At 32.2% G+C, this 22,027-nt stretch carries 20 protein-coding genes and 2 pseudogenes; 15 read left to right on the forward strand and 7 right to left on the reverse strand.

Features of this window, described 5'->3' with window-relative positions; all coding sequences use genetic code 11:
- The first annotated feature begins 367 nt into the window (after positions 1-367).
- Together CNEONATNEC86_RS03865 and CNEONATNEC86_RS21175 are read left to right on the forward strand one after the other, a co-directional pair.
- Positions 368-595 (forward strand): hypothetical protein, encoded by a 228-nt coding sequence (locus CNEONATNEC86_RS03865; protein WP_058293936.1) that lies wholly within the window; start codon positions 368-370, stop codon positions 593-595.
- 24 nt (positions 596-619) lie between these two features.
- Positions 620-766, forward strand: a pseudogene (locus CNEONATNEC86_RS21175) (IS3 family transposase); the annotation flags it as partial.
- Between the two features lie 94 nt (positions 767-860).
- Here CNEONATNEC86_RS21175 and larD read toward each other — a convergent pair.
- The 6 genes and pseudogenes from larD to larA all read right to left on the reverse strand — a co-directional run bounded on the left by larD (position 861) and on the right by larA (position 5,589).
- Positions 861-1,571: a D/L-lactic acid transporter LarD gene (gene larD, locus CNEONATNEC86_RS03870; protein WP_159135560.1), complete on the reverse strand. Its 711-nt coding sequence runs from the start codon at positions 1,569-1,571 to the stop codon at positions 861-863.
- Positions 1,572-1,586: 15 nt separating this feature from the next.
- Positions 1,587-2,009, reverse strand: coding sequence for a nickel pincer cofactor biosynthesis protein LarC2 (larC2, locus tag CNEONATNEC86_RS21725; RefSeq protein ID WP_058293938.1), 423 nt, complete (start codon positions 2,007-2,009; stop codon positions 1,587-1,589).
- Positions 2,010-2,023: 14 nt separating this feature from the next.
- Positions 2,024-2,803: a nickel pincer cofactor biosynthesis protein LarC gene (larC, locus tag CNEONATNEC86_RS21730; RefSeq protein WP_058293939.1), complete on the reverse strand. Its 780-nt coding sequence runs from the start codon at positions 2,801-2,803 to the stop codon at positions 2,024-2,026.
- A gap of 9 nt (positions 2,804-2,812) precedes the next feature.
- Positions 2,813-3,481, reverse strand: a pseudogene (gene larB / locus CNEONATNEC86_RS03885) (nickel pincer cofactor biosynthesis protein LarB); the annotation flags it as partial.
- On the reverse strand, positions 3,474-4,304 hold the full coding sequence (gene larE, locus CNEONATNEC86_RS03890) for an ATP-dependent sacrificial sulfur transferase LarE (protein ID WP_058293940.1): 831 nt from the start codon (positions 4,302-4,304) through the stop codon (positions 3,474-3,476). The gene larE and the pseudogene larB, both read right to left, overlap by 8 nt.
- Before the next feature lies 1 nt (position 4,305).
- Positions 4,306-5,589: a nickel-dependent lactate racemase gene (gene larA / locus CNEONATNEC86_RS03895; protein WP_058293941.1), complete on the reverse strand. Its 1,284-nt coding sequence runs from the start codon at positions 5,587-5,589 to the stop codon at positions 4,306-4,308.
- Between the two features lie 172 nt (positions 5,590-5,761).
- Here larA and CNEONATNEC86_RS03900 point away from each other — a divergent pair, with 172 nt between their 5' ends.
- From CNEONATNEC86_RS03900 to CNEONATNEC86_RS03935, 9 genes are all read left to right on the forward strand, one after another.
- Complete coding sequence (locus CNEONATNEC86_RS03900) at positions 5,762-6,415, forward strand: Crp/Fnr family transcriptional regulator (RefSeq protein ID WP_125149399.1); 654 nt, start codon at positions 5,762-5,764, stop codon at positions 6,413-6,415.
- A 93-nt stretch (positions 6,416-6,508) separates the two neighbouring features.
- Positions 6,509-7,510 (forward strand): cobalt transporter CbiM, encoded by a 1,002-nt coding sequence (gene cbiM / locus CNEONATNEC86_RS03905; RefSeq protein WP_159135561.1) that lies wholly within the window; start codon positions 6,509-6,511, stop codon positions 7,508-7,510.
- Positions 7,497-8,300: an energy-coupling factor transporter transmembrane component T gene (locus CNEONATNEC86_RS03910; protein ID WP_058293944.1), complete on the forward strand. Its 804-nt coding sequence runs from the start codon at positions 7,497-7,499 to the stop codon at positions 8,298-8,300. Before cbiM ends, CNEONATNEC86_RS03910 begins: the two co-directional genes overlap by 14 nt.
- A complete protein-coding gene (locus tag CNEONATNEC86_RS03915) occupies positions 8,297-9,019 on the forward strand; it encodes an energy-coupling factor ABC transporter ATP-binding protein (RefSeq protein WP_058293945.1) in 723 nt (240 codons plus the stop codon). Before CNEONATNEC86_RS03910 ends, CNEONATNEC86_RS03915 begins: the two co-directional genes overlap by 4 nt.
- 691 nt (positions 9,020-9,710) lie before the next feature.
- Complete coding sequence (locus tag CNEONATNEC86_RS21180) at positions 9,711-9,866, forward strand: PTS sugar transporter subunit IIB (protein ID WP_198157481.1); 156 nt, start codon at positions 9,711-9,713, stop codon at positions 9,864-9,866.
- A 12-nt stretch (positions 9,867-9,878) separates the two neighbouring features.
- Positions 9,879-10,244 carry a hypothetical protein gene (locus CNEONATNEC86_RS03920; RefSeq protein WP_058293946.1) on the forward strand — a complete coding sequence of 122 codons (366 nt, stop codon included), beginning with the start codon at positions 9,879-9,881 and terminating at the stop codon, positions 10,242-10,244.
- Positions 10,192-10,524, forward strand: coding sequence for a hypothetical protein (locus CNEONATNEC86_RS03925; protein ID WP_159115654.1), 333 nt, complete (start codon positions 10,192-10,194; stop codon positions 10,522-10,524). The genes CNEONATNEC86_RS03920 and CNEONATNEC86_RS03925 overlap by 53 nt, the downstream gene beginning before the upstream one ends.
- On the forward strand, positions 10,521-11,186 hold the full coding sequence (locus CNEONATNEC86_RS03930) for a YczE/YyaS/YitT family protein (RefSeq protein WP_159135562.1): 666 nt from the start codon (positions 10,521-10,523) through the stop codon (positions 11,184-11,186). The genes CNEONATNEC86_RS03925 and CNEONATNEC86_RS03930 overlap by 4 nt, the downstream gene beginning before the upstream one ends.
- Before the next feature lie 145 nt (positions 11,187-11,331).
- Entirely contained in the window at positions 11,332-11,874 is a 543-nt protein-coding gene (locus tag CNEONATNEC86_RS03935) for a hypothetical protein (RefSeq protein WP_230132143.1), read from the forward strand.
- Here the strand turns inward: CNEONATNEC86_RS03935 and CNEONATNEC86_RS03940 are convergent.
- A protein-coding gene (locus CNEONATNEC86_RS03940; protein WP_159135563.1) for an IS3 family transposase occupies positions 11,854-13,001 on the reverse strand; the annotation gives its coding sequence in 2 pieces (ribosomal slippage) (positions 11,854-12,758 and positions 12,758-13,001; 1,149 coding nt in all). The genes CNEONATNEC86_RS03935 and CNEONATNEC86_RS03940 overlap by 21 nt on opposite strands.
- Before the next feature lie 89 nt (positions 13,002-13,090).
- Between CNEONATNEC86_RS03940 and CNEONATNEC86_RS21890 the strand changes: the two genes are divergently transcribed.
- The 4 genes from CNEONATNEC86_RS21890 to CNEONATNEC86_RS03960 all read left to right on the forward strand — a co-directional run bounded on the left by CNEONATNEC86_RS21890 (position 13,091) and on the right by CNEONATNEC86_RS03960 (position 21,680).
- Entirely contained in the window at positions 13,091-13,231 is a 141-nt protein-coding gene (locus CNEONATNEC86_RS21890) for a MerR family DNA-binding transcriptional regulator (protein ID WP_307993310.1), read from the forward strand.
- Between the two features lie 664 nt (positions 13,232-13,895).
- Positions 13,896-14,501 (forward strand): TetR/AcrR family transcriptional regulator, encoded by a 606-nt coding sequence (locus CNEONATNEC86_RS03950; protein WP_058293951.1) that lies wholly within the window; start codon positions 13,896-13,898, stop codon positions 14,499-14,501.
- 14 nt (positions 14,502-14,515) lie between these two features.
- Complete coding sequence (locus tag CNEONATNEC86_RS03955) at positions 14,516-15,736, forward strand: cation:proton antiporter (RefSeq protein WP_058293952.1); 1,221 nt, start codon at positions 14,516-14,518, stop codon at positions 15,734-15,736.
- A 199-nt stretch (positions 15,737-15,935) separates the two neighbouring features.
- Positions 15,936-21,680, forward strand: a complete 5,745-nt coding sequence (locus tag CNEONATNEC86_RS03960) for an S-layer homology domain-containing protein (RefSeq protein ID WP_159135564.1) — start codon at positions 15,936-15,938, stop codon at positions 21,678-21,680.
- Positions 21,681-22,027 lie beyond the last annotated feature (347 nt).

Below are 22,027 nucleotides of genomic sequence, written 5' to 3' on the forward strand. Positions count from 1 at the left end.
TTAGTTAGCGATTTAGTTATTTTGGTGAAATTTGGTTATGGATTTAGTTAATATTTAGTTATAAGCATTGAAATTTAGTTAGAAGCATGGTTCGTTTAAAAATAAAATTTAAATCCTGAATTTATGTGAGTTTGCAGAGATTCTTTCTAACTAACTAAATATATCATAGTAGTCAATATATAATGTAAATAATATTGAGCATACGTGTATATAAACTATATTTATACTATATAGGGAAAAAAGACTTTTGTAAGAGAAAGATTGTGCAAAGCTAGTAAAATCAATGTTTTGCAGCTATAACAACAATTTTAACAAAGATCATGGTTAATAAAAGCCGTGAAGGCGAGGATGGAGAGGGATTAATATTATGGAAAGAAATAATTTTTGTATAGCAAACGCTAGAGGTAATAGATGCAGCAAACTTAATGTGGAAAAGTGTATGGGAGAATCTTGTTCTTTTGCAGTGACTAGAGAGGAAGCAGAAGCTTCAAGTAAAAAAGCTTTTAAAAGATTAGCAGCTCTTGATAATGTAGTTCAGATTTATATTTCAAATAAATATTATGGGGGGAAGATGCCGTGGTTAAATTGCAGATAATGTAAGTGTAGAAATAGCTGCAAATCTGACGGGGGCTGTCATTATTGTTGGTCTAGTTGGATTAAAAGAATAAATAAGTCAAGCTTAACGAGATCTATGTCAAAAAAGGGAGGTTTCCCAGATAATTCTGCGTGTGAAGGATTATTTGGGCGCCTGAAGAATGAAATGTTCTAAAGTATCATTAGAAAATATGAATCCTAGGGGCACGACAAAGTCTTGGGTTGGTTGTATAACCAGTCCAAGACTTTGTCCGTACCCCCTTAGGTTAAATTCCGAAATATAAATGTACAAACATAGCAGAAACAGCAGCACCTACAAATGGAGCAAGACCTGGTATTAGTAAACCATATTGCCAGTCATTGTTGGCTTTATTTTTTATAGGAAGTACTTGAAAGGCAAGTCTTGGTCCTAAGTCTCTTGCTTGGTTCATAGCAAATCCTGTAGGTCCGCCAAGGCCCATACCTATTGCCCATACTAAAAGACCTACTCCTATTGGAAGCATGCTTTTATATTTTGTAGCGATCATAAGAGTTGCACTTATAAAAATGAATGTAGCAAACAATTCGACGAAAAAGTTTCTTGGTAAATTACGGATTATTGGGTTTGTGGAGAAAATATTTCTTACTGCTATAGGATCAACTTCATTTTCACTTGCTTTAAATTGATCAGCATACATAATATAAATAATTAATGAGGCCACAAATGCACCTAAAAGCTCTGCTAGACTATATGGTACAAAGCATGACCAAGGTATCATTCCTAAAATACATTGGGCAAGAACCATTGCTGGATTCATGCATACACCATCAAACATAAATAATGCTATTGTTATACCAAATCCCCATGTTGTTATTGCAAATATATGTCCACTTCCTCTATATTTTGTATTTTTTAATACTTCATCACAATGAACTCCAACACCAAAAATTATCATTAATGCGGTGCTTAGAAATTCAGCAGTTAAATGTTGAAACATACTTTTAGGCCTCCTTTAATTGTCTTTACATATTTTTTCTGTTTCAAAGTATATATTTTCTATGGGAATATTAAGTGATTGGGCGAGCTTGGCACAATCTTCATATTCGATATCATAATGATTTATATCTTTGTAAGAGGCGGCTTTTACCCTCACAGTCCCATAGATTGTTTTTATTTTTAACGTTTTACGACTCATAATAGTCCTTTGTTTAATTGAATAGCGTATTCCTAATGTTGCAGTATGGCTGAAAATAGCTTCAATGAATTTATCTTTTTGCTTTGGATCAATCAATACGGTGAGTTTAGAGGCCATTCTGCTTTTTTTCATCATTATTGGAGTAAGAAATACGTCTTTTGCACCCATATTGATGAGTAAATTCATAGCATAGCTTATTTGTTCGCTACTTTGGTCATCAATATTGGCTTCAAGTTCCATTATCTCATCTTCGTTTACTTTATTTTTATTGAGTTTTTTTTTAGCAGAAGCATTCTTAAGGCATTAAAACATCCAGTATCTCTTTTGCCAAAACCATAGCCAATTTTTAAAATATTCATATCATCTGGTATTGAAGAAAAATTTGAAACTATATTTTTTATAATTCCAAGACCAGTTGGAGTAATGAGCTCTGTATTTATATCTAAGCGCTGATGAATTGGAATAGAAGAATTTACTCGCATCTGCATTACAGCAGGTACTGGAACTGGCATTTCGCCATGAGCTATATTTATATGTCCGCATCCATCAGTGAGAGGAGAAGAGATTATTTCAGTAATATTGAGCTTCTCCAAACCTACGAAAGAGCCTACTATATCAATAATTGAATCGATAGCACCAACTTCATGAAAATGAATTTCATCGATATTTTTATTGTGAACTATGGATTCAGCTTCTGCTATTTCATGAAATACATCAATTGAATGAGCTTTTACAAAAGCACTCAAGTTACTATTTTCAATTATTTGTTTAATATCTGAAAAACTTCTTCCATTATGATGGGGGTGGCATTCTTCAATGCCACAGTCTTTTTTACCATCCTCCAAAATTACATCGAAGTCACTGCCGAAAACAGAATTCTTAGCTTTTTTTTCATAATAAAGTTTATAACCTGATAAGTTTAATTTTTTTAATTCTGTTTGTAATACATCAAAGTCTAATCCTAAATCTAACAAAGCGCCAATAAACATATCGCCACTTATTCCTGAGAAAGTATCTAAATATAATGTATACATAAATTCCTCCTATAAATGATTAATCATACTTGCGTTATAAGCAGCACCAAAGCCATTATCAATATTTACAACGCTGAGCCCGCTTGCACAGCTGTTTAGCATAGAAAGCAGGGCAGTGATTCCTTTAAAGCTTGTACCATAGCCTACACTAGTTGGAACTGCAATTACTGGTTTATCAACTAGGCCACAGATTACACTTGCTAGAGCACCCTCCATACCTGCAATAACTATTATTACTTTTGCATTACGTATTACATCTAAGTAAGAGAATAGCCTATGGATTCCTGCAACACCAACATCGTAAATGGATTTTACGTTATTTCCTAATACATCAGCACAAAATTCTGCTTCTTTTGCAACGGGTATATCACTAGTACCAGCGGTTACAATTGCTATATAGCCATCTGGTTTTTTTATGTTTTTTTTATTAATTGACATGCAGCGGGCACATCCATCATAAACTGCATCTGGAAATTCTTTGTATATTTTAGACATTTTTTCTTTGGAAACACGTGTTGCAAGTACAGTTTTATTTTTAGATAATAAAGCTTTGGATATTTTTATTATCTGATCAGCAGTTTTACCTTGGCCATATATAACTTCCGGGTAACCATTCCGCTTATCTCTTTGAATATCAACTTTAGCAACGTTTATATCTATAAATTCGTCATCACTCATTTTGATTCATTCCTTTATCTAAAATTTCATTTAAGCTGCCAGTTCTATATCCTCTTAAATCAAGTGATATATAAGTACAGCCAAAACTCCTAAATGTGTCATAAATATTATCCATTATTGATTCATTAAAGAAAAATGATCTTTCATTTGGCATTACTTCAATTCTGGCATTTTTATTTTCAAGTCTTACACGTATATTTTTTATACCAAGATTTAAAAGATAATCCTCACATTTGCGGATAATATCTAGTTTTTCTTGAGTAATGGTTTCACCATATGGTATGCGAGTGGCAAGACATCCTGAACTTGGTTTTTCTGAAGCTTTTATGTTCCATTTTTTTAAGCATTGTCTTATTTCATCTTTAGTAAGACCGCATATTTTTAAAGGAGACTTTATGTCAAGTTCCTCTAAAGCTTTCATACCTGGACGATAATCTCTGCAGTCACTTGCATTTGTACCATCAATTACGATATCTTTCCCATTCTGTTTTGCAATTTCCTTTATTTTAGTAAATAAAGCATACTTGCAATAGTAACATCTTTTAGGTGGATTTTTAATAAAATTATCTATTTTAAGCTGATTGCAAGGTACTTTTATTAATTTAAGACCTATGTTTTTGGAATATGAATTCATATCAGCTTTATCTCTTGAAGTGAGGGTTTGCGCTTCAACAGATATTAAAATAGCATTGTTTCTAAGTACATCTTTTGCTACATATGATAAAAATGTACTATCTACTCCGCTTGAAAAAGCAACAGCACATGAACCATATGAAGCAATAAGATTTTTTAATTTTTTTAGCTTTTCATCAATAGATAACATATTAGTTATTACCTCGTACTATAACACTTAATCCATCAGGAATAACTGAAACCTTAGCATCTTTACCCTTTAACTTAAATGCCTTATTTAAAGCTTCATCTATTGTTTTAGCACTTTCCATGTGTAAAGCAGTTACTAATGTAGGATCGACTAAATCAGAGACTAGTATTACCTTATGGTTAACTAAAATTCTAGCTAAAATTTGCGAAGTCCATTGCTCTGGAACAGTTTTTAATCTTGGTGTATTGATAGCAGAATCTAAGAATTCTTTTGGATCTTTAACGTTGGCAATATTATCGTAAAATGCTTGTCCACCGTGTCCGTCACGACAGCCAGCAACCATTATGATTACACCATCTTTGTTTAATGTTGCTTCTGCAGCAGTCATGCCTTTTACAGCTTGATAAATATTTTGATCAAGAGGATAACCACCATTAGTTGCTATAGCTATATCACAGTTGATTTTATTTACTTTAGCTAAGTTATTTACGAAATTACAGCCCTCTAAATGAGCTTTTTCTACATCACCGGCAAATGAACCTATGATTTTATGTTCACCATTAAGTACAACATTTACGATGAAAGCTAATTTTGCAGTTTTGGCTGCATATAACATATCTTCATGAATTAAGTTATGAGAAAGGTTACCAGTATGTGAATTTTTATCATTAATAAATTCTCCACAGTGGTTTGCCATTATTGTTTTATATGAAGCTATACCAGGGAGTACTGATTTTCTTCCACCAGAAAATCCAGCAAAGAAGTGAGATTCAATAAAACCTTCAGCTAATAAAAGATCAGCTTCAGCTGCAATTTTATTTATTATGCATTCTCCGCCGCTTGGTAGTGTACCTATCTTTTTCATTGATGAATCATCTTTAGATTTGTGCATTACTATTTCTTCATTATTTACAATATCCTCTCCATATTTTGCAATAAGTTCTTCTCTAGTGCTTGGTCTGTGAAATCCTGTTGCTACGAGTATTCTTATACGTGCATTAGGAGATACACTTCTTATTCTTCTAAGTAAAATAGGAGTAATAATTTTAGAAGGAACCGGTCTTGTATGATCGCTGCTTATTATTACAATATCTTTTTTACCCTTTGCAAGTTCTTCTAATGATAAGCTTCCAATTGGATTGTCTAAAGATTTTTCAACAATGTCATTTTCACTTTCTTTACAATTGTATGTGCTTTGTTTTGATTCTAAAAGACCAGCAAAATTATTATCATTTAATTTTAGAGTCACTGTTTTTGAATCATAAGGTAATATAAATTTTTTCATAAAATATCATCCTCCATCTTGTAAAATTAATATTATTTTCGACATCAATTATTTTAAATTAAAAAAATGTATTATAATATACCATGAGATGTTATCATTTGTTAACAATAAATAATGTGAATAAAAGTTAATATGCATAAAAATAATAGTGATAGATATAAGGGGGAGATCTATGAATTCAGAATTTTTACTCGACTTTTTAGAAAAAAACAACACGGCTACAATAACGAAGAAGCATCATTCATATTTAACTTTTTGTGGTTTAGATGAGCAGTATACATATGTTTTAAAAGAAGGAGTAGTAAAAACAAGTGTTATATTAAAAGATGGAAGAGAATTTAATATATCGTATATATGTGCTCCAGATATAATTTCCTTATTAAGAGATGAGGTGAGTGCAAATACATCATCCCCATTTAATGTGAGGATAGAATCAAAGGAAGCGGTTTTTTATAAGATTCCAAGAGTAACATTCTGGAAGTACGTTAATAATAATAATAAGCTTCAGGAATACATAAAAGAGTATTATAGAAATAAATTGATGGAGACCATTTTTAACGAACAAATAATGATAATGAACAGTAAAAAGGGTGCTATATGTGCATTTTTATATAGCCTTATTGACAAGTTTGGAAAAGAAGAAAATGGAGAGATAGTTATTGAATTTCCTATTACGAATGAAGAGATTGCTGGGTTTTGTGGAATCTCAACACGTAACAGTGTAAATAGAATTCTTCATGAATTAAAACAAGAAAAAGTAATCAATATTGTTGACAAGAAAATACATATATTAGATAGGGAATATATTAAGACATTTACTTTATAGATGATGTTATCATTTGATAACATCATCTATTATTTTTGATAAATCAGCCACATGCTAAAATTAGTTATGCTATTTAGAAAGTGAGGTTTTATTATGCATATTCCAGATAATTATTTAAGTCCGAAAACGTGCGCAGCTTTTGCAGTAGCTATGTTGCCTGTTGTAATGTATTCGGCCAATAAACTTAAGCAGGAGGTTGAAAAAAAGAAAGAAACTATTCCTTTGATGGCGATTGCATCAAGTTTGTCATTTTTAATAATGATGTTTAATATTCCTCTACCAGGAGGAACCAGTGCCCATGCTGTAGGAGGCTGTCTTTTGGCAATTTTGATTGGTCCTTATGCGGCATGTATAGCAATAACGATTTGTTTGGCATTACAGGCACTTCTTTTTGGGGATGGAGGAATTCTTGCTTTAGGTGCTAATGTTTTTAATATGGCTTTTATAATGCCGTTTAGTGGATATTACATATACAAATTATGTACGAAACTAATGAAAAAGAGAGGGGAAATTATAGGTGCAGCTTTAGGCTCGTATCTTAGCATAAATTTAGCAGCCTTTTGTGCTGCGGTAGAGCTTGGTTTACAGCCTATAATTGCTCATGATGCATTTAATAATCCATTATATAATCCATACCCTTTATCAATATCTGTGCCAGCAATGGTTGGTTCACATATGCTTATTGGAATAGTGGAAAGTATTTTTACGGTTTCAGTTTACAGGATTATAAAGAGAGAAAATTTTAATACAGGAGATTATGAAAATAAGAAAAGTATAAGAGTGAAAAGGCTTTATAAATTAATAATATTATTAATAATTTTATGTCCTATAGGGCTTATTGCAAGTGGTACTGCTTGGGGCGAATGGGATATAACAGAACTAATGGAGAATTTAAAATCTTATAATATATCACAGTATGTTCCGCAGGGGATGGAAAATGGATTTAGTTTTAGTGCGTTATTTTCAGATTATACTATTTCAAATATGCCATCTAGCATTTCCTACATTTTATGTGCAGTAACAGCTATAATAATTTTCATACTCGTTTACCGTATTATATTTAAGAAGGAAAGAAAAAATCATGAAAATGCCTGATTGGTTAGAAAATGATGAAAATTATAAATTAAATACTAAAAAAGATGATTATGTAAGAAAAAATATTATAAGATTTAATAGTTTGATCAAGCTTGTGCAAAGAGAAAATGTTTATAATTGCAATAATGAAATTAACTCATCTTTAAAGATCTTATCATTAATTTTATTGATGGTCTTAATTAGTGCAAGCCGTGATACGTATCAGTTATGGATTTGTATCTTATTTGTTATGATTCAAATGTCCTTAAATTCAGGGAAGATAATACTAAACATATTAAAAAAATCATTGCTCATGTTTATTTTCCCTTTGATAATATTTATTCCATATGCAATATGTGCGCCAATAAGCATTGCATTGATTTATTATTTAAAGATATTTACTATGATGATTGAAGTACAAATATTTATATCTGGCACTACGATATATGATGTTGGACAATCATTGAAGCAAATACGTTGTCCAGATGTTATTATTTTTGTAATGGACATAGTAATTAAGTATTTAAATTGTACTGCATATTTGATACGTGATGTATTGCAGGCTATAAATATACGTAATGTTGGAAAGGATATTCATAAATATAATACAATTGGAGGATTATTTTCTAAGATATTTATTAAAGTGAAAAGATGTGGTGAAGAATTATATAATGCTATGGAATGCAGGGGATTTACAGACACCTATGCAAAGCCATCTGTAAAGCATATGAGTAAGAAAGATGTTTTATTTATTTTGTGTCATATTTTATTTATAGTTATTTATTTTTATGTAAGGAGTTATATGCAATGATTACATGTGATGAAGTATATTTTGATTATGATAATAGCTCAATTCTTGAAAATATTAATTTTACAATTAATAAAGGTGAATTTGTTGTTATAATGGGAGACAATGGATGTGGAAAATCTACTTTATTGAAGATATTGAATGGTATTATCTTTCCTAGCAGAGGAAGATATATAGTTGAAGGAAGAGATATTAACAGTAGATATTTAAAGAATAATTATAATCTGTCATTATTTCATCAAAATATAGGATTCATATTTCAAAATTATGAGGTACAACTTTTTAATGCTACAGTATATGATGAAATTGCTTTTGGAATAAGAACCATGGGATTAGAAGAAAAAGAAGTAAATAAAAGGGTAATGGATTGCCTTAAGCTTTTAGATATAGAAAAATTAAAGAATAGAGTTCCGTATAATTTATCTGGCGGTGAAAAAAAGAAGGTTGTAATAGCAGCAGTTTTAGCTATGAATCCTAAAATAATAATTTTGGACGAACCATTTAACGGATTATCAATGCATTTTCAAGATGAGATATTATTTTTGCTGAAGCAGTTAAATAATTTAGGGAAAACTATTATATTAACTACCCATAGATATGATCAAGTAAAGGAGGTAGCTAATCATTTTTTGATATTTAAAGAAAAAAGTATTAAATACGATTTATCAAGTGAGCAATTAAAAAAACATAGAGATATAGAAGAATATTGCAGGCTGTTGTAATTATTTTTATCAGATAAAGAGTGAAGTATAGATTTTGTGAAAAATAAATTCAAGATATTAAAATAAGACCAGCTAATAATAGTCAAGTAAATTTCTAAAAAATATTAATTTAAAAAAAGAGGATAGCAAATAAACCATTCAAAAACACGAATGAGGGAAGGTGGTTCAGACATTTTCTAGGACTGGTTATGCAGCCAACCCAGGACAGTAGATAGCTTTGTGTAAAAACAAAACTATCTACTTTTTTGGGGACTTATGTCAATATAGTAGACACATTTTTTAGTTTTTTAAGCAGTTTTTAAAATAGAATTTAAAGCCGGAATATATCTTGTTTTGTAGAGGTTCTTATTAACAAGACACAGGATCAATGTCGTAAGCTTAAGGGAAATATATAACAATTCACTTGAACCTGTTGTTCTAGGCTTTAGATTTTACTATTTGTTGTAGTATTATCTAAAGCCTTATTTTATGGAATTCTATAATAGATAAAATGTTTAGTGAAGGAGGTAGGATTATATTTATATCATTTATGTGATTAAAAATTAATTGAAATATTTTATCATAGAAAAAACGCATGATAAAACATGAAATATAAGTATTTTACATATTTATGTTTGTTCTATAAAATAATAGTGTATTAAATAGAGTGTAAATGTTAACAAGAAAACAATTTTATATGATGAGGTAGTTTATGAGTAAAAAGTATGAAACTTTAGCTCAAAGTATTGTTGAAAAAGTTGGTGGCATTGAGAATATTAGTAATGTATATCATTGTCAAACTCGACTACGTTTTAATTTAAAAAATGATGATAAAGCAGATCAAAAAGCGTTAGAATCTATGGATTGAATCGCAAAAGTAATGATTAGTAATGCAGTGTTTCAAGTTGTAATTGGAACTCATGTAAAAGAGGTTTATGAAGAGGTAGAAAAAATAGTACAACCTCAAAAATTAAAGGAAGATATTACATCTAGTAAAAAGAAAAATCCAGTAAGTGTATTTATTGATTTTATATCGGGAACATTTATGCCTGTTATTCCAGCAATGTCTGGGGCTGGTATGATTAAAGCAGTACTAGCATTATTAACTGTCTTTAATATCATATCAACAGATTCACAGACATATTACGTATTAAATTTCTTTTCTGATGCGGTATTTTATTTGAGGAGGTTATATGAACAAAGAAGAAATTATGGCATGCTGCTGTATATCCAAAGATATATTTAATAGATATTTTAGTTCAGAAATTATAGAAAATGAAACTGATTTTAATGATGATTATATAAGAGAAAATTCTTTAGCTATATCACTTGAAAAAAAGGGTTTTACTTTGCCCAATATACGTAAAGATCTTATTTTGGATAAGAATGAACAGGATAATTACGAAAGAATGCTACTTATGTTGCAAAGTAAAAGACAAATTGTATTAGATAAAGTGCATGATGAAGAGCAATACTTAAGTGAATTGGATTACTTAATTTTTAATTTAAGGAAATTGCAAAAATGAAATATATTCTAAGAATCATGATCTACTTTTTTGGACTCTTCATCATTACGATAGGCATTAATCTTTCTATTGTATCAGGACTAGGAATTTCACCAGTATCAGCATTTACTTTACCAATCAGTAAAAGTCTAAATATGAGTTTAGGAGCAGTAACAACTTGTGCTTACGTCCTTTTTGTATTCATGCAGTATCTATTATTAAAAGAAAAATTTAAAAAAAGAAATATATTGCAGATACCTTTCAGCATTGCCTTTGGCTTTTTCGTTGATTTTACTGGATCTTTTATGAATAATATTGAGTTGAATAGTTATGGAGCTCAATTTCTTGTTTTGATTTTCAGTATTATTATTTGTGCGGTTGGAGCCACTTTGTATATTGTGATGGATATTGTTCCTAATGCTCATGAGGGATTACAATTATCTGTATGCGAAAGGTTCAATCTTCCCTTTTCTAAAGTGAAAATTGCTTCAGATTGTATATTTGTTTTTATTGGTTTTATGATTACCTTTCTTTTCCTGGAAGGAAATACAGCAATTCGTGAAGGCACGATTTTGTCAGCGCTATTAACAGGAAAAATAATTGGAGTATTTTCTAAGAAAGCAGGTTCAATGTTAAAGAAAATTGCATTTTATGATCAAACAGATACATCTTGTATAAGATAACTTCTGTAAATTGACTAAAGGAGGTTTTTAAAATGAATACGGTAATTGTTTATTATTCATATTGAAAAATTAAGTAATCCAGAGGAAATGACGATTGCTTTAGCAGATTAGAAATTGAAAGAAAATAAATAGGAGGAAATGTTAAATGAAACGACCATATATATTCTGTCATATGATGACTTCTTTAGATGGTAAGATTACAGGATCTTACATGAATACACCAGAAGGAAATTTAGCTGGAAATGTATTTTATGATATTGCATTTGGAAAGAATGCATACTATAAGCATCAAGGATGGTTATCAGGTAGAGTGACAACGGATGATAACTTTACATTTTATGAGAAGCCAGATTTAAATGAAAATGATCCAAAAGTTCCTGAAGGAGATTTTATTTCTGAAGTAGATGCAAATATGTATTATGTATCTGTTGACCCATCTGGAAAATTGGGGTGGAAGAAAAATACATTAACTTATGTAGATACAACTGCACATGTTCTTGAAATTTTAACAGAAAAAGCTTCAAATTCATATAAAGCGTTTTTAAGACGTTTGGGGATTTCTTACATAATTGCAGGAAAAGATGAATTAGATTCTGAAATGGCGATGAGAAAATTATATAAATTTGGTCTTATGTCAATATCTTGGACACAAAGAGTCAAACTTTTTTTATGCTGCACTTCTAGCTAATAATTCACATTGATCAGGAGTCATATAATTAATAGAAGAGTGTAGTCTTTTTTTGTTATACCATGCTTCAATATATTTAAAAATAGCTATATTAGCTTCTTCGAAGGTACGGTATGTATTTCTATATATTTCTTCCTTCTTTATAGATGAATGAAAAGATTCTATACAAGCATTGTCATATGGACAACCTTTCTTACTAAATGATTGTGTAATATTAAGCTTTTTACATATTTCCTTTAAATCATTACTAGTGTATTGAGAGCCTAAGTCAGTATGGAATATTAACTGCTTATTTTTATCCGGGCTTTGGTTGTAATGGGCGTTTTTTAAAGCCTTAACAACTAAATCATTAGTCATTCTTTTACCGAAAGCGTAGCAAATTATTTTTTTAGAATGTAAGTCAAGAACAGAAGCCAAATAGCACCAACCATCTTTGATAGTATGAATATATGTAATGTCTCCTACCCATTTTTCATTAATAGAAGTGGTCGTAAAATCTCTTTTCAAAACGTTTTCTAGACCTTCTACTACTTTTTTATTTGAATGAGGTTTGTATTTTTTGACAGTTATTGCGCAAAGATCAAGGTCCTTCATTCTTCTTTGAACTCTTTTCAAAGAGACGTTAAAGCCTTCTGTACCAAGTATATGATAAATCCTAGGAGCACCATATATACCTTTATTAGCTTTATATATCCTTATAATAGCTGCTTTTAATGCCTCATTTTCTAGTTTTCTTATAGATTTAGTTTTGTCAAGAGATTTATAATATGTGCTTCTGGCTACGCCCAGAACGGAACACATAGTCTTAATATCATAGTTGGTTTTATTGCTGTCTATAAATTCTATTACTTCATCTAATTTTTTGTTGCAAATATGGCCATAGCTTTTTTTAAGATTTCATTTTCCTCTTTAATTCTTACCATTTCTTTTTTTAGTTCTTTAACTTCTTTTAATGTCATAACTTCATTTTCATCTACTTTAATTTCTTTTACATCTTTAATCCAGCCATTGATTGTTGATCTTGCAATGCCATATTCGCTACTTAGCTCTGCTAAGCTAATTCCTGATTTAAATAAGTCTACTATCATATCTTTATATTCTTGATCATATCTTCTGCCCTTTCCCATATATGGACACATCCTTTCTAACTAAATATTATTTTACTTAGTTCGACTTAATGTGTCCACTACTTTATACTAACATCAAATTCCTTATTATGTATTCATTGAAAGAAGTTTGTCAGCTTTGTAACATGACATATGATACTTTGAAATTTTATTGTAATAAAGGATTAGTACCTAATGTTAAAAGAGAGAAAAATAATTATCGAATTTTTGATGATAACAATATTGGTTAGTTAAAAAGTCTATCTTGTTTAAAAAAATGTGGTATGAGTATCGAAGAAATAAAAGAATATTTGGATTATTGCTTACAAGGGTAATCAATAATTTCTGAAAGAAAAGTAATTTTATCTCAAAAGAGGGAAGCACTTATTGAGCAAATGAAAATCATACAAGAATATATTGATACTAAACAGCAATTTTATGACGATATTTTAGATGGCAAGATAGAGTATAAAAGCAATTTGATTGTTAAATAAAAGGCTCATAGCCGTTTGTGATTGTTACTTATCTATTATGAGTAAATTTACGATAGCTATAAGTCTTTTTATATTTTAGGAGATAAAAGGGAGTGAAGAGCAAGCAACAGATACAACAATAAAAGCAATCAAAATGGGATTAGATAATGAATCAATAAGTAATCTCACATGACTTACAGAAAAGGAAATAAATATGCTTAGAGAGCTCAAAATAATTAGAGGACTAAAGAGGATATTGAGGTGACCCCAAAAAGTTAGACCCCAAAAACGACCTCCTAATCGTTAGATTTTTTGGTCTAACTTTTGGGAGTCGGTTCAAGGTCAATACCTTTTTAGATTTATAAATAGAATATTGACCAGGTGGTCTATAGATGATATGATTTATAATAGTAGACCACCTGGTCAATAAAAGGAGGATAATATGAGTGAAAGAGAGTGTCACACAAGTGTGAAAGAAAGAATAATCAATATAGCACTTGAAGAATTTGCACAAAATGGATATCAATCAGCATCTACAAATGTTATTTGTAAAAAGGCTAAAGTATCAAAAGGATTACTTTATCATTATTATGGATCTAAGGAAAATCTATATTTATCTGTGCTTAGATACTTTATTGATGAATTTAAAGAAAATATAACTATATATATTGAAGATAGTAATAAAAAGGGAATTGATTATATAAGTGAATACTTTAATGCTAAATTTAAATTTTTTGGAGAAAACCCACAGTACTCTAAACTTGTTTTAAATTTATTATTAAACAACAATATAGAAGGTGCAGAAATATTAGCTAATGAGTTTGAAGAGTATAATAATGTTCTTTTATATGAGATTATAAAGAACATAGATTTTAATCCTAAATTTAATAGAAATAAAGCATTTGAATTAATAGTTATGATAGGTTCAAAGTTAGAAGAAAAACATATGAAAGATATAGAATCTAAGGATAAACATATTGTTATAGAAGAGTTTAGAAAAGACCACAAGATAATGTTAGAAATGGTCTTTGAAGGTATTGATAAATAAAAGGAGGAATCTAGGTGATAAAAGGAATTGTATTATTAGCTTTATTTACAATTTTTGCGTTAATAATTGGTAAACTAGTTTCAAAAATTAAGTTACCATCTATACTTGGGTGGCTGATAACAGGTATGATAATAGGTCCACACGCACTAAATTTTATGAATAGTAGTATTATGGATGCTCAGTGGTTTCATGTTTTAAGTAATATAGGAGAAGTGTTAGTTGGAATGCTAATAGGTACTGAACTTGTACTAGAAGAACTTAAGAAGTCAGGAAAGCAAATAGTTATTATATGCCTATTTGAAGGTATGGTAGCATTTATAGTAGTTGCAGTTGCATTTTTTATATTTGCAGATATACCATTTTCTATAGCTTTAGTTTTTGGAGCAATTGCATTAGCAACAGCGCCAGCACCATCTTTATCAATTGTGAAAGAGTACAATGCTAAAGGGCCGGTTGCAAAGACTTTAATACCACTTGCTGCATTAGATGATGTGCTAGCGTTACTAGTATTTTTCATAGTTATTGGATTGGTTTCAGGAAGTATGACTGGTGAATCAATAAATATTATTTCTATTTTAATGATGATAATATTACCACTTGCTATAGGAACAGCTACAGGTGTTGTAGCAAGTAAAATTTTACGAAAGAAGAGCTCTAAAGGAGAAACGATATTAAAAGTTGCATTATTTGTATTAGTTACTGTTATTATTGGCAGATATGTAAATGAAAATATATTATCAATAAATTTATTATTATCAGGTATATCATTCTCTGCTATTATTGCCAATACAGTTGAAAAAGAGAGATTACATGAAATAATGGATGGAATTAATCCTATAATAAGTATAGCATTAGTTATAATGGTAATAGATTTAGGAGCACCATTAGATTATAGCTTAATATTTGGCGCAGGCCTTCTTACTGCTATATATATAATAGCTCGTGGAATAGGAAAAATATTAGGTGCTTATGCAGGTGGTAAGTTATCAAAAGCTGAAGATAATGTATGTAAATACTTAGGTCTTTCTCTTTTACCTCATTCTGGAGTATCGCTTATATTTACTGGGATAGCAGTAGAAACTTTAATGCCATTTGTACCAGAGTATGCAACGATGATACAAGGTACTATTGCAGCAGCAGCTGTTATAAATGAAATTATAGCTGTATTTTTAGCTAAGCAAGCATTTAAGATGGCAGGTGAACTTAAAGTTCAAGAAGAGATTAGCTTGGTATAAATGTAGAGAAGAATTGATTAATATTGGTGGTTTTTTTGTGCCTTTTCCTGCATAATGCGGGCTATGATGCCCAAAAATATTGAAAAATATATAAAAGATATAGTAAAATAAGGATGTATATCATTTAATATGCCGACTGGTTACAACAAAATAGTTTTTATGTTGTCAGTCAAAAAATATATATAGAAAGGAAGATACAATGAAGAAATACAGAAAACAGTGGTTCAGCGGCCTGTTGGCAGCCTCTGTGCTGTTCTCTGCACTTCCTGTGAACGCACTGGCGGTAGAGATACAGAACGCTGGAGGGTTATGCGAACATCACCCAGAGCATACGTCAACATGCGAATATGTGAATGATGTGCTGGGAACACCATGTAATCATGAGCATACTGAAGAATGCTACACAGTTAAGACGGACTGTACTCATGAGCATACGACAGAGTGCTATCCTCAAGATAGCGTATCTGGCAATGATGATACTCAATCTGATGCAGAGGAGAAAGAGCCAACTGCATGTACACATGAGTGTAGCGATGAAAGTGGCTGTATCAAAAGAGAATTAAACTGTCAGCATCAGCATGACGGAGATTGTGGCTATACCCAAGGTACTCCGGGAAGCCCTTGCACCTATGTGTGTGCAATCTGCAAGGGTCAGGACGACAAGCAGGAAGAAATCGAATGTACATGTACCACTCTATGCAGCGATGAAGCCATCAATGAGGACTGCCCGTTGTGTGGTGTGAAGGACGCTGACCTGAGTCAATGCACTGGCAATGAGGCTGAGCTCGATACTAATACTGATACTGAGGATGATACTGGTATTAGCAATGATGATGAGATCGATAACAGCGAGGAATTAAATAAGTTATTTCTTGAAGAATTAGCTGATGGTGATTCTGTAACAGTTTCAACTTCAGCAGAGTTTGAAAAAGCTTTGGCCAAAGGTGTTGATGAAATCATTGTAAATGGAGTAATTACGATTACAAGTGGAACAGGGTCTGATATGGATTTAAATCCTATAAAGTTTCCAGCAGGTATAACAATAGATGGAAAAGGCTCTGGAAATTTGGTGATACGTTCTCCTATACAAATTGATGGAGATGATGTTACATTTAAGGATATAGAAATGAATTTCATATCGAGTGATGCTCTTGGCGGCATACCTCATCGTGAAATATTTTTAGCAGGGCATACTTTAACCCTTGATAATGTTAACTGCTATACTGATGGTGCCAGCGGATCATTAGGTGGTTTTGGAAGCTCAGAAGATGAATTGCTTCCAACTGTTTATGCTGGAGGGTATCATGGAACAACCATTAACGAAAATGGTGCTGAGCTTAATATTATAAATTCAAATGATAAAACAAATATAAAGGCAATCTATGCTGGACATGATGAAGGCAAGTTCAATATGGTACCATATTACGGAGATATTAAGTTAAATATAGATGGAAAAACATCTGTACGTGAAGGTATATTTTCTAAGGAAAATACAGGAAAGGTCACTATAAATATAAATGGAAAAAATCTTGCTTCATCCAGAATAAAATATTTTGAAGGCAATGCAAATACAGATATTTTATTTGATGGTATTTCTGCACAAAAAGTTGAAGTTAATGGCATAAATAATATAAAGCTTGTAAATGGTTCGACTTTTGAGCCGATTTCTAAATCTGAAGCATCAATTAATAATATTGAAGTGCCGACAGGAACTGTACTTAACCTTATTTCTATGCCGGGAACTACTATTGCAGGTAACTTTAAAGGCGGGGGTACATTAATACTTGATAAGGACGACTCTTTAGTTATAAAAGGCGAAATCAGCGGGAATACAACGTTTAAAACGTGGGGTGGCTCGCTAGGGCTTGTGGGCAATCTTATTGATGGCAAGTCGTACATAACAAGTGTTTCTGGAAATATATCAGGAACTATAAAGCTTGATGCAGGATATAACAGCAACTATTCTTTGGAATTTGCTCAGAACAGATGGATGGCAAAAAACAATACGCCATCTCATGACAGGGAGTTAGGAAGCTTTAAAATTATATCAGCTCCAAGTTTTGCTGATTTTGAAGTTCTTGAAAAAGAAGCTTTGGATAGTAAGATTGAAAAGTCATATGTATTTGTAACAGAATCAAAAGATATAAATGATGAGGTTTATGTACCAGAGCTTTATGGATATGTACTTAGAGAAGAAGATATTAATAATTTGGATGAAACCCAATGGGGTACAGACATATTTCTTATGGAATCTGATGATTGGAACGGCGAGTATTTTCTTCAATTTGGCACCGAAAATTCCAATATAAGCAGCAAGATCAAGCCGGGAAAATATATAGTACTATTTCTAGCTGAGGAACCTGCTGATCCTAATAATGTCACTGTTGGTGAACTTCTTAAAGCATCTATTGGCAGTGAGAAAATCACAATTTACAAAAATGAAGGACAAGCAACAAAAGAAATCAAAGCTGAAAATATAGATATTATACCAAATCAAAAATTTACAGGAAAAGAGATAAAGCCTAAGGTTAAAGTTGTTGTTGATGGAAACGAATTGTCCGAAGGTAATGACTATATTGTAAAGTATGAGAAGAATATTAATGTCACAACTGGAGAAAATAAGGCAAAAGCTATTGTAGAAGGTATAGGCAGTTACAGTGGAAGTGTAGAAGTCAGATTTGATATTGTTAGAGGTGAAACTCAAACCAGCGGAGCTGTTTCTGCAGAAAAAAAATCGTATGAATATGGTGAAACTGTGAAACTTACATTTACAGCAGAGCCTAAAAAGGATGTAAATTCTGCAATTATGTTAATGAGCCCGTCAGAAAATAAAGCGGATTTCTATTTTGGAAATACACTTTTGGGTTCGGCTGACGTGGTAGATGGCAAGGCGGTGATTTTCTACAATACTGCAAAGCGCAGCATTCCTATTGGAAATGCCGATATTACAGTTGATTTTGGTGGCAGCAGTACACTTGAGTCAGCTAATTTTACAGAAAGAGGCGTATTTACATTAAATAAAAAAATACTTCAGCCAATGGATATTGCAAGTATTTCTTTAAAGGATCTTGTTTATGATGGCGCTAAAAAGCAGACTGAGATAACAGGTATAAATTGGAAAGATGCATCAATTACTGGAATCACTTTTACTGGAAATGCTGAGTTGCCTTCATCAAATGCTGGAACCTATTCTGAAGCTGATATAACTAGCATTGCACTTAAGGAAGAATGTGGAAATTGGTATGACGCAAGTCAGTTAAACACAAAAATTTCAAATGTTAAGATAAGCCCTAATGCTGTTATAAGAAAGGCAGAAAGTAAAGGAACTGTGATTAAAAACCTAACATTTTCCAGTGGCGGTCCAAAGAATTTTGCTTTTGATAAGAGCATAATACCAGACGGATACACGATTGTAAGCGTTGAAGAATTGCACGGGTTAAGCAATTATGGAAGCATTTTAAGTAATGTAAGAGTATCACAAAATGGAATAGATTTTGAAGTTTTAGAAAATGAGGGAAGCGGGTCCATACATGCAGCAATTAAATTCTTAAATCATGAAGATATTCATATTGTGCTTAATGTTGTTAAGACAGGAAAAACACAGGTTACTCCTAAGTACAGCATACCAGATGTGATATACAGCGGAGTTGCGTATGATGCTTGGCATGTTGAAGAATATAAGAGGGAAGATATTAAAGCATCATATTATGATATGACAGAACAAAAAAATCTTGACAGCGCACCTATAAACGCAGGAAAGTACGGCGTAACCCTCAGGATTGAAACAGCAAATGAATTTGGCGAGGTAAGTGGTGAGTTTGAAATAAAACCAAAGCAAGTGGAAATAAAGGCAATTGAAAAAAATATCAAAGTAGACGATATTATTCCTAGTTTGGATAATCCAGTTGAAGGCGTGGATTATGAGTTTGTGTCTGACAGACCGAAGGAAGAAATCGGTGTTATAAGAATGGCCTATGATAAAACACCAGACGCGGGGAATGTTGGCAGATATGAGATATTAATAGGCGTTACAGGTGATAGTAACCCAAACTACTCTGTTAAAACTGAAAGCGCGTGGCTGAATATCCTAAATGGAACAGAAACGCAATATGAAGTTAGAGTAAACGGTGGTCGTGCAGATAAAGTAAAAGCACAGTCTGGTGATAAAGTAACAATTACTGCAGAAGAATTGAAAGGCAGGAAATTTGTACATTGGATTGTGAATAGCAACAATGTACAGTTGTCTGATGTTAACAGCTCAGTAACTACGTTTATCATGCCAGCTGAAGATGTAGATGTGATAGCTGTCTTTGAGGATGATTCTAGCGACGGTACAGGTGATGGCAGTAGTTCTGGAGGCGGTAGCAGTTCTGGAGGTGGCAGCAGTTCCGGAGGCAGCGGAGGTTCCGGAGGCGGCGGAAGTTCTGGCGGAGGTGGAAGCAGTGATTCCACAAGTATTGATCGCCCGAACAATAACAAGCCAAATACTCCAACCATAGGGAAAACAAAACCGATAAAATCGGATATATATGGAAAAGTTTCACTTACAAAAGAAATAGTGTCTGAAGCTGTCTCTATAGCACAGGCAGACGCAATGAAGAATGGTAATATAGAAAACGGCATAGCTGTTTCAGTCCCAGTGGAAATAGATACAAATTTGAACAATGTTCAGATTCCTCTAAACGCCAGCACGTTGGACACACTAATTTCCTCCAATGTAAAACGCTTTACAATTGATGTGAACCGTATGGCTGAGATTAGTTTTACACTGGACACGCTAAAGGAGTTGAATACTCAGAGTTCAAGTGATATTGCGATACAGATTAAGCAGGCAGACGTTTCATCAAATGAAGGAAAAGCAGCTATTGGAAGCCGTCCAGTGTATGACATTAACATACATGCTGTCAAGGAAGGAAAGGAAAATCCAATAACAACCTTGAACGGAAAGACTGTAAGTATTGCAATACCATATACGCCTTCAAATGGCGAAGTTATAGGTAACTTGCATGCAGTCTATGTGGACGGCAGTGGTAAAGTAAATTGGCTGACTAAATCTAGCTATAATGCAGACCAAAAAGCCGTTATTTTTGAAACAGAGCATTTCAGTGTTTATGGAATTGGATACAAGACCGATCTTCCAGCATTTACGGATATTGAAAATCACTGGGCTAGAGAAGATATTGTATTTGCAGCAAGCCGCGGATTGTTCTCTGGCACTAGTGATACTACTTTCAGCCCGGATATGAGCTTATCTCGTGCGATGTTTGTCACAGCATTAGGAAAGTTGGCAGGCATCAACCCTGATAGTTACAAAAAAGGCAAGTTTACTGACGTTGCAATGGATGCCTACTATGCACCATATGTGAACTGGGCAGCACAGAGTGGAATTGTCAGCGGAACAAGCGAGACAACTTTTGCACCTGATAGTAATATTACACGTGAGCAGATGGCAGTCATTATGAATAATTATATGGAAAAGATGGGCTATACCATTCCGAAAACGCTAGTGGCTATGCCATTCACAGACGATGCACAGATTTCTTCATTGGCGAAAGACTCAGTAAAGGCGATGCATCAGGCGGGTATTTTCTCAGGTAAGGCAGGCAACAAAGTTGACCCTAAAGGCTTATCTACTCGTGCAGAAGCTGCCACAGTTATCCACCGTTTTGTGGAAGTGGTCATAGACCCACAGAGTGCAAATGGATGGAGAAAGAATGACAGTGGAGAATGGTATTACTACAAAGATGGAGAGCAGTCAAAAGGCTGGATATTTGATAATCAGAAATGGTATTGGTTAAACAATTTAGATGGAAAGATGTTTGCTGGTGGTTGGAAGGAAATAGACAGCAAGTGGTACTATTTCTATTCAGATGGATTAATGGCAGCAAATACTATCATTGATGGATATAAAATAGGCGCAGATGGCGCAATGATTAATGGATAACATCAGAAAAATTTTGGGAGGCAAGGACGCATATAATCTTTGCCTCCTTTTTTCTTTTTTATTATAAGGAGAAATCTACTATCAGATCTCTATATTATGCTATTTCTTATAATGGACATATCCTCTCTTAACTAAATATTATTCTGCTTAGTTCTACTTAATGTGTCCACTGCTTTATACTAGCATCAAAGAGTATCTACTATTTTATACTAACATCTAATACAAAAATATCTGAATTTTTCTAATAAACATTATAAAAATTATAAAAAAACATATTTGGTGAAGATATTCACTGAAAAGATTGGTGTTAATTTATATAAAGGTTGATTTTTTTTATTCTTTAGGAA

It is taken from the genome of Clostridium neonatale (assembly GCF_900465025.1).
Classification (GTDB): domain Bacteria; phylum Bacillota; class Clostridia; order Clostridiales; family Clostridiaceae; genus Clostridium; species Clostridium neonatale.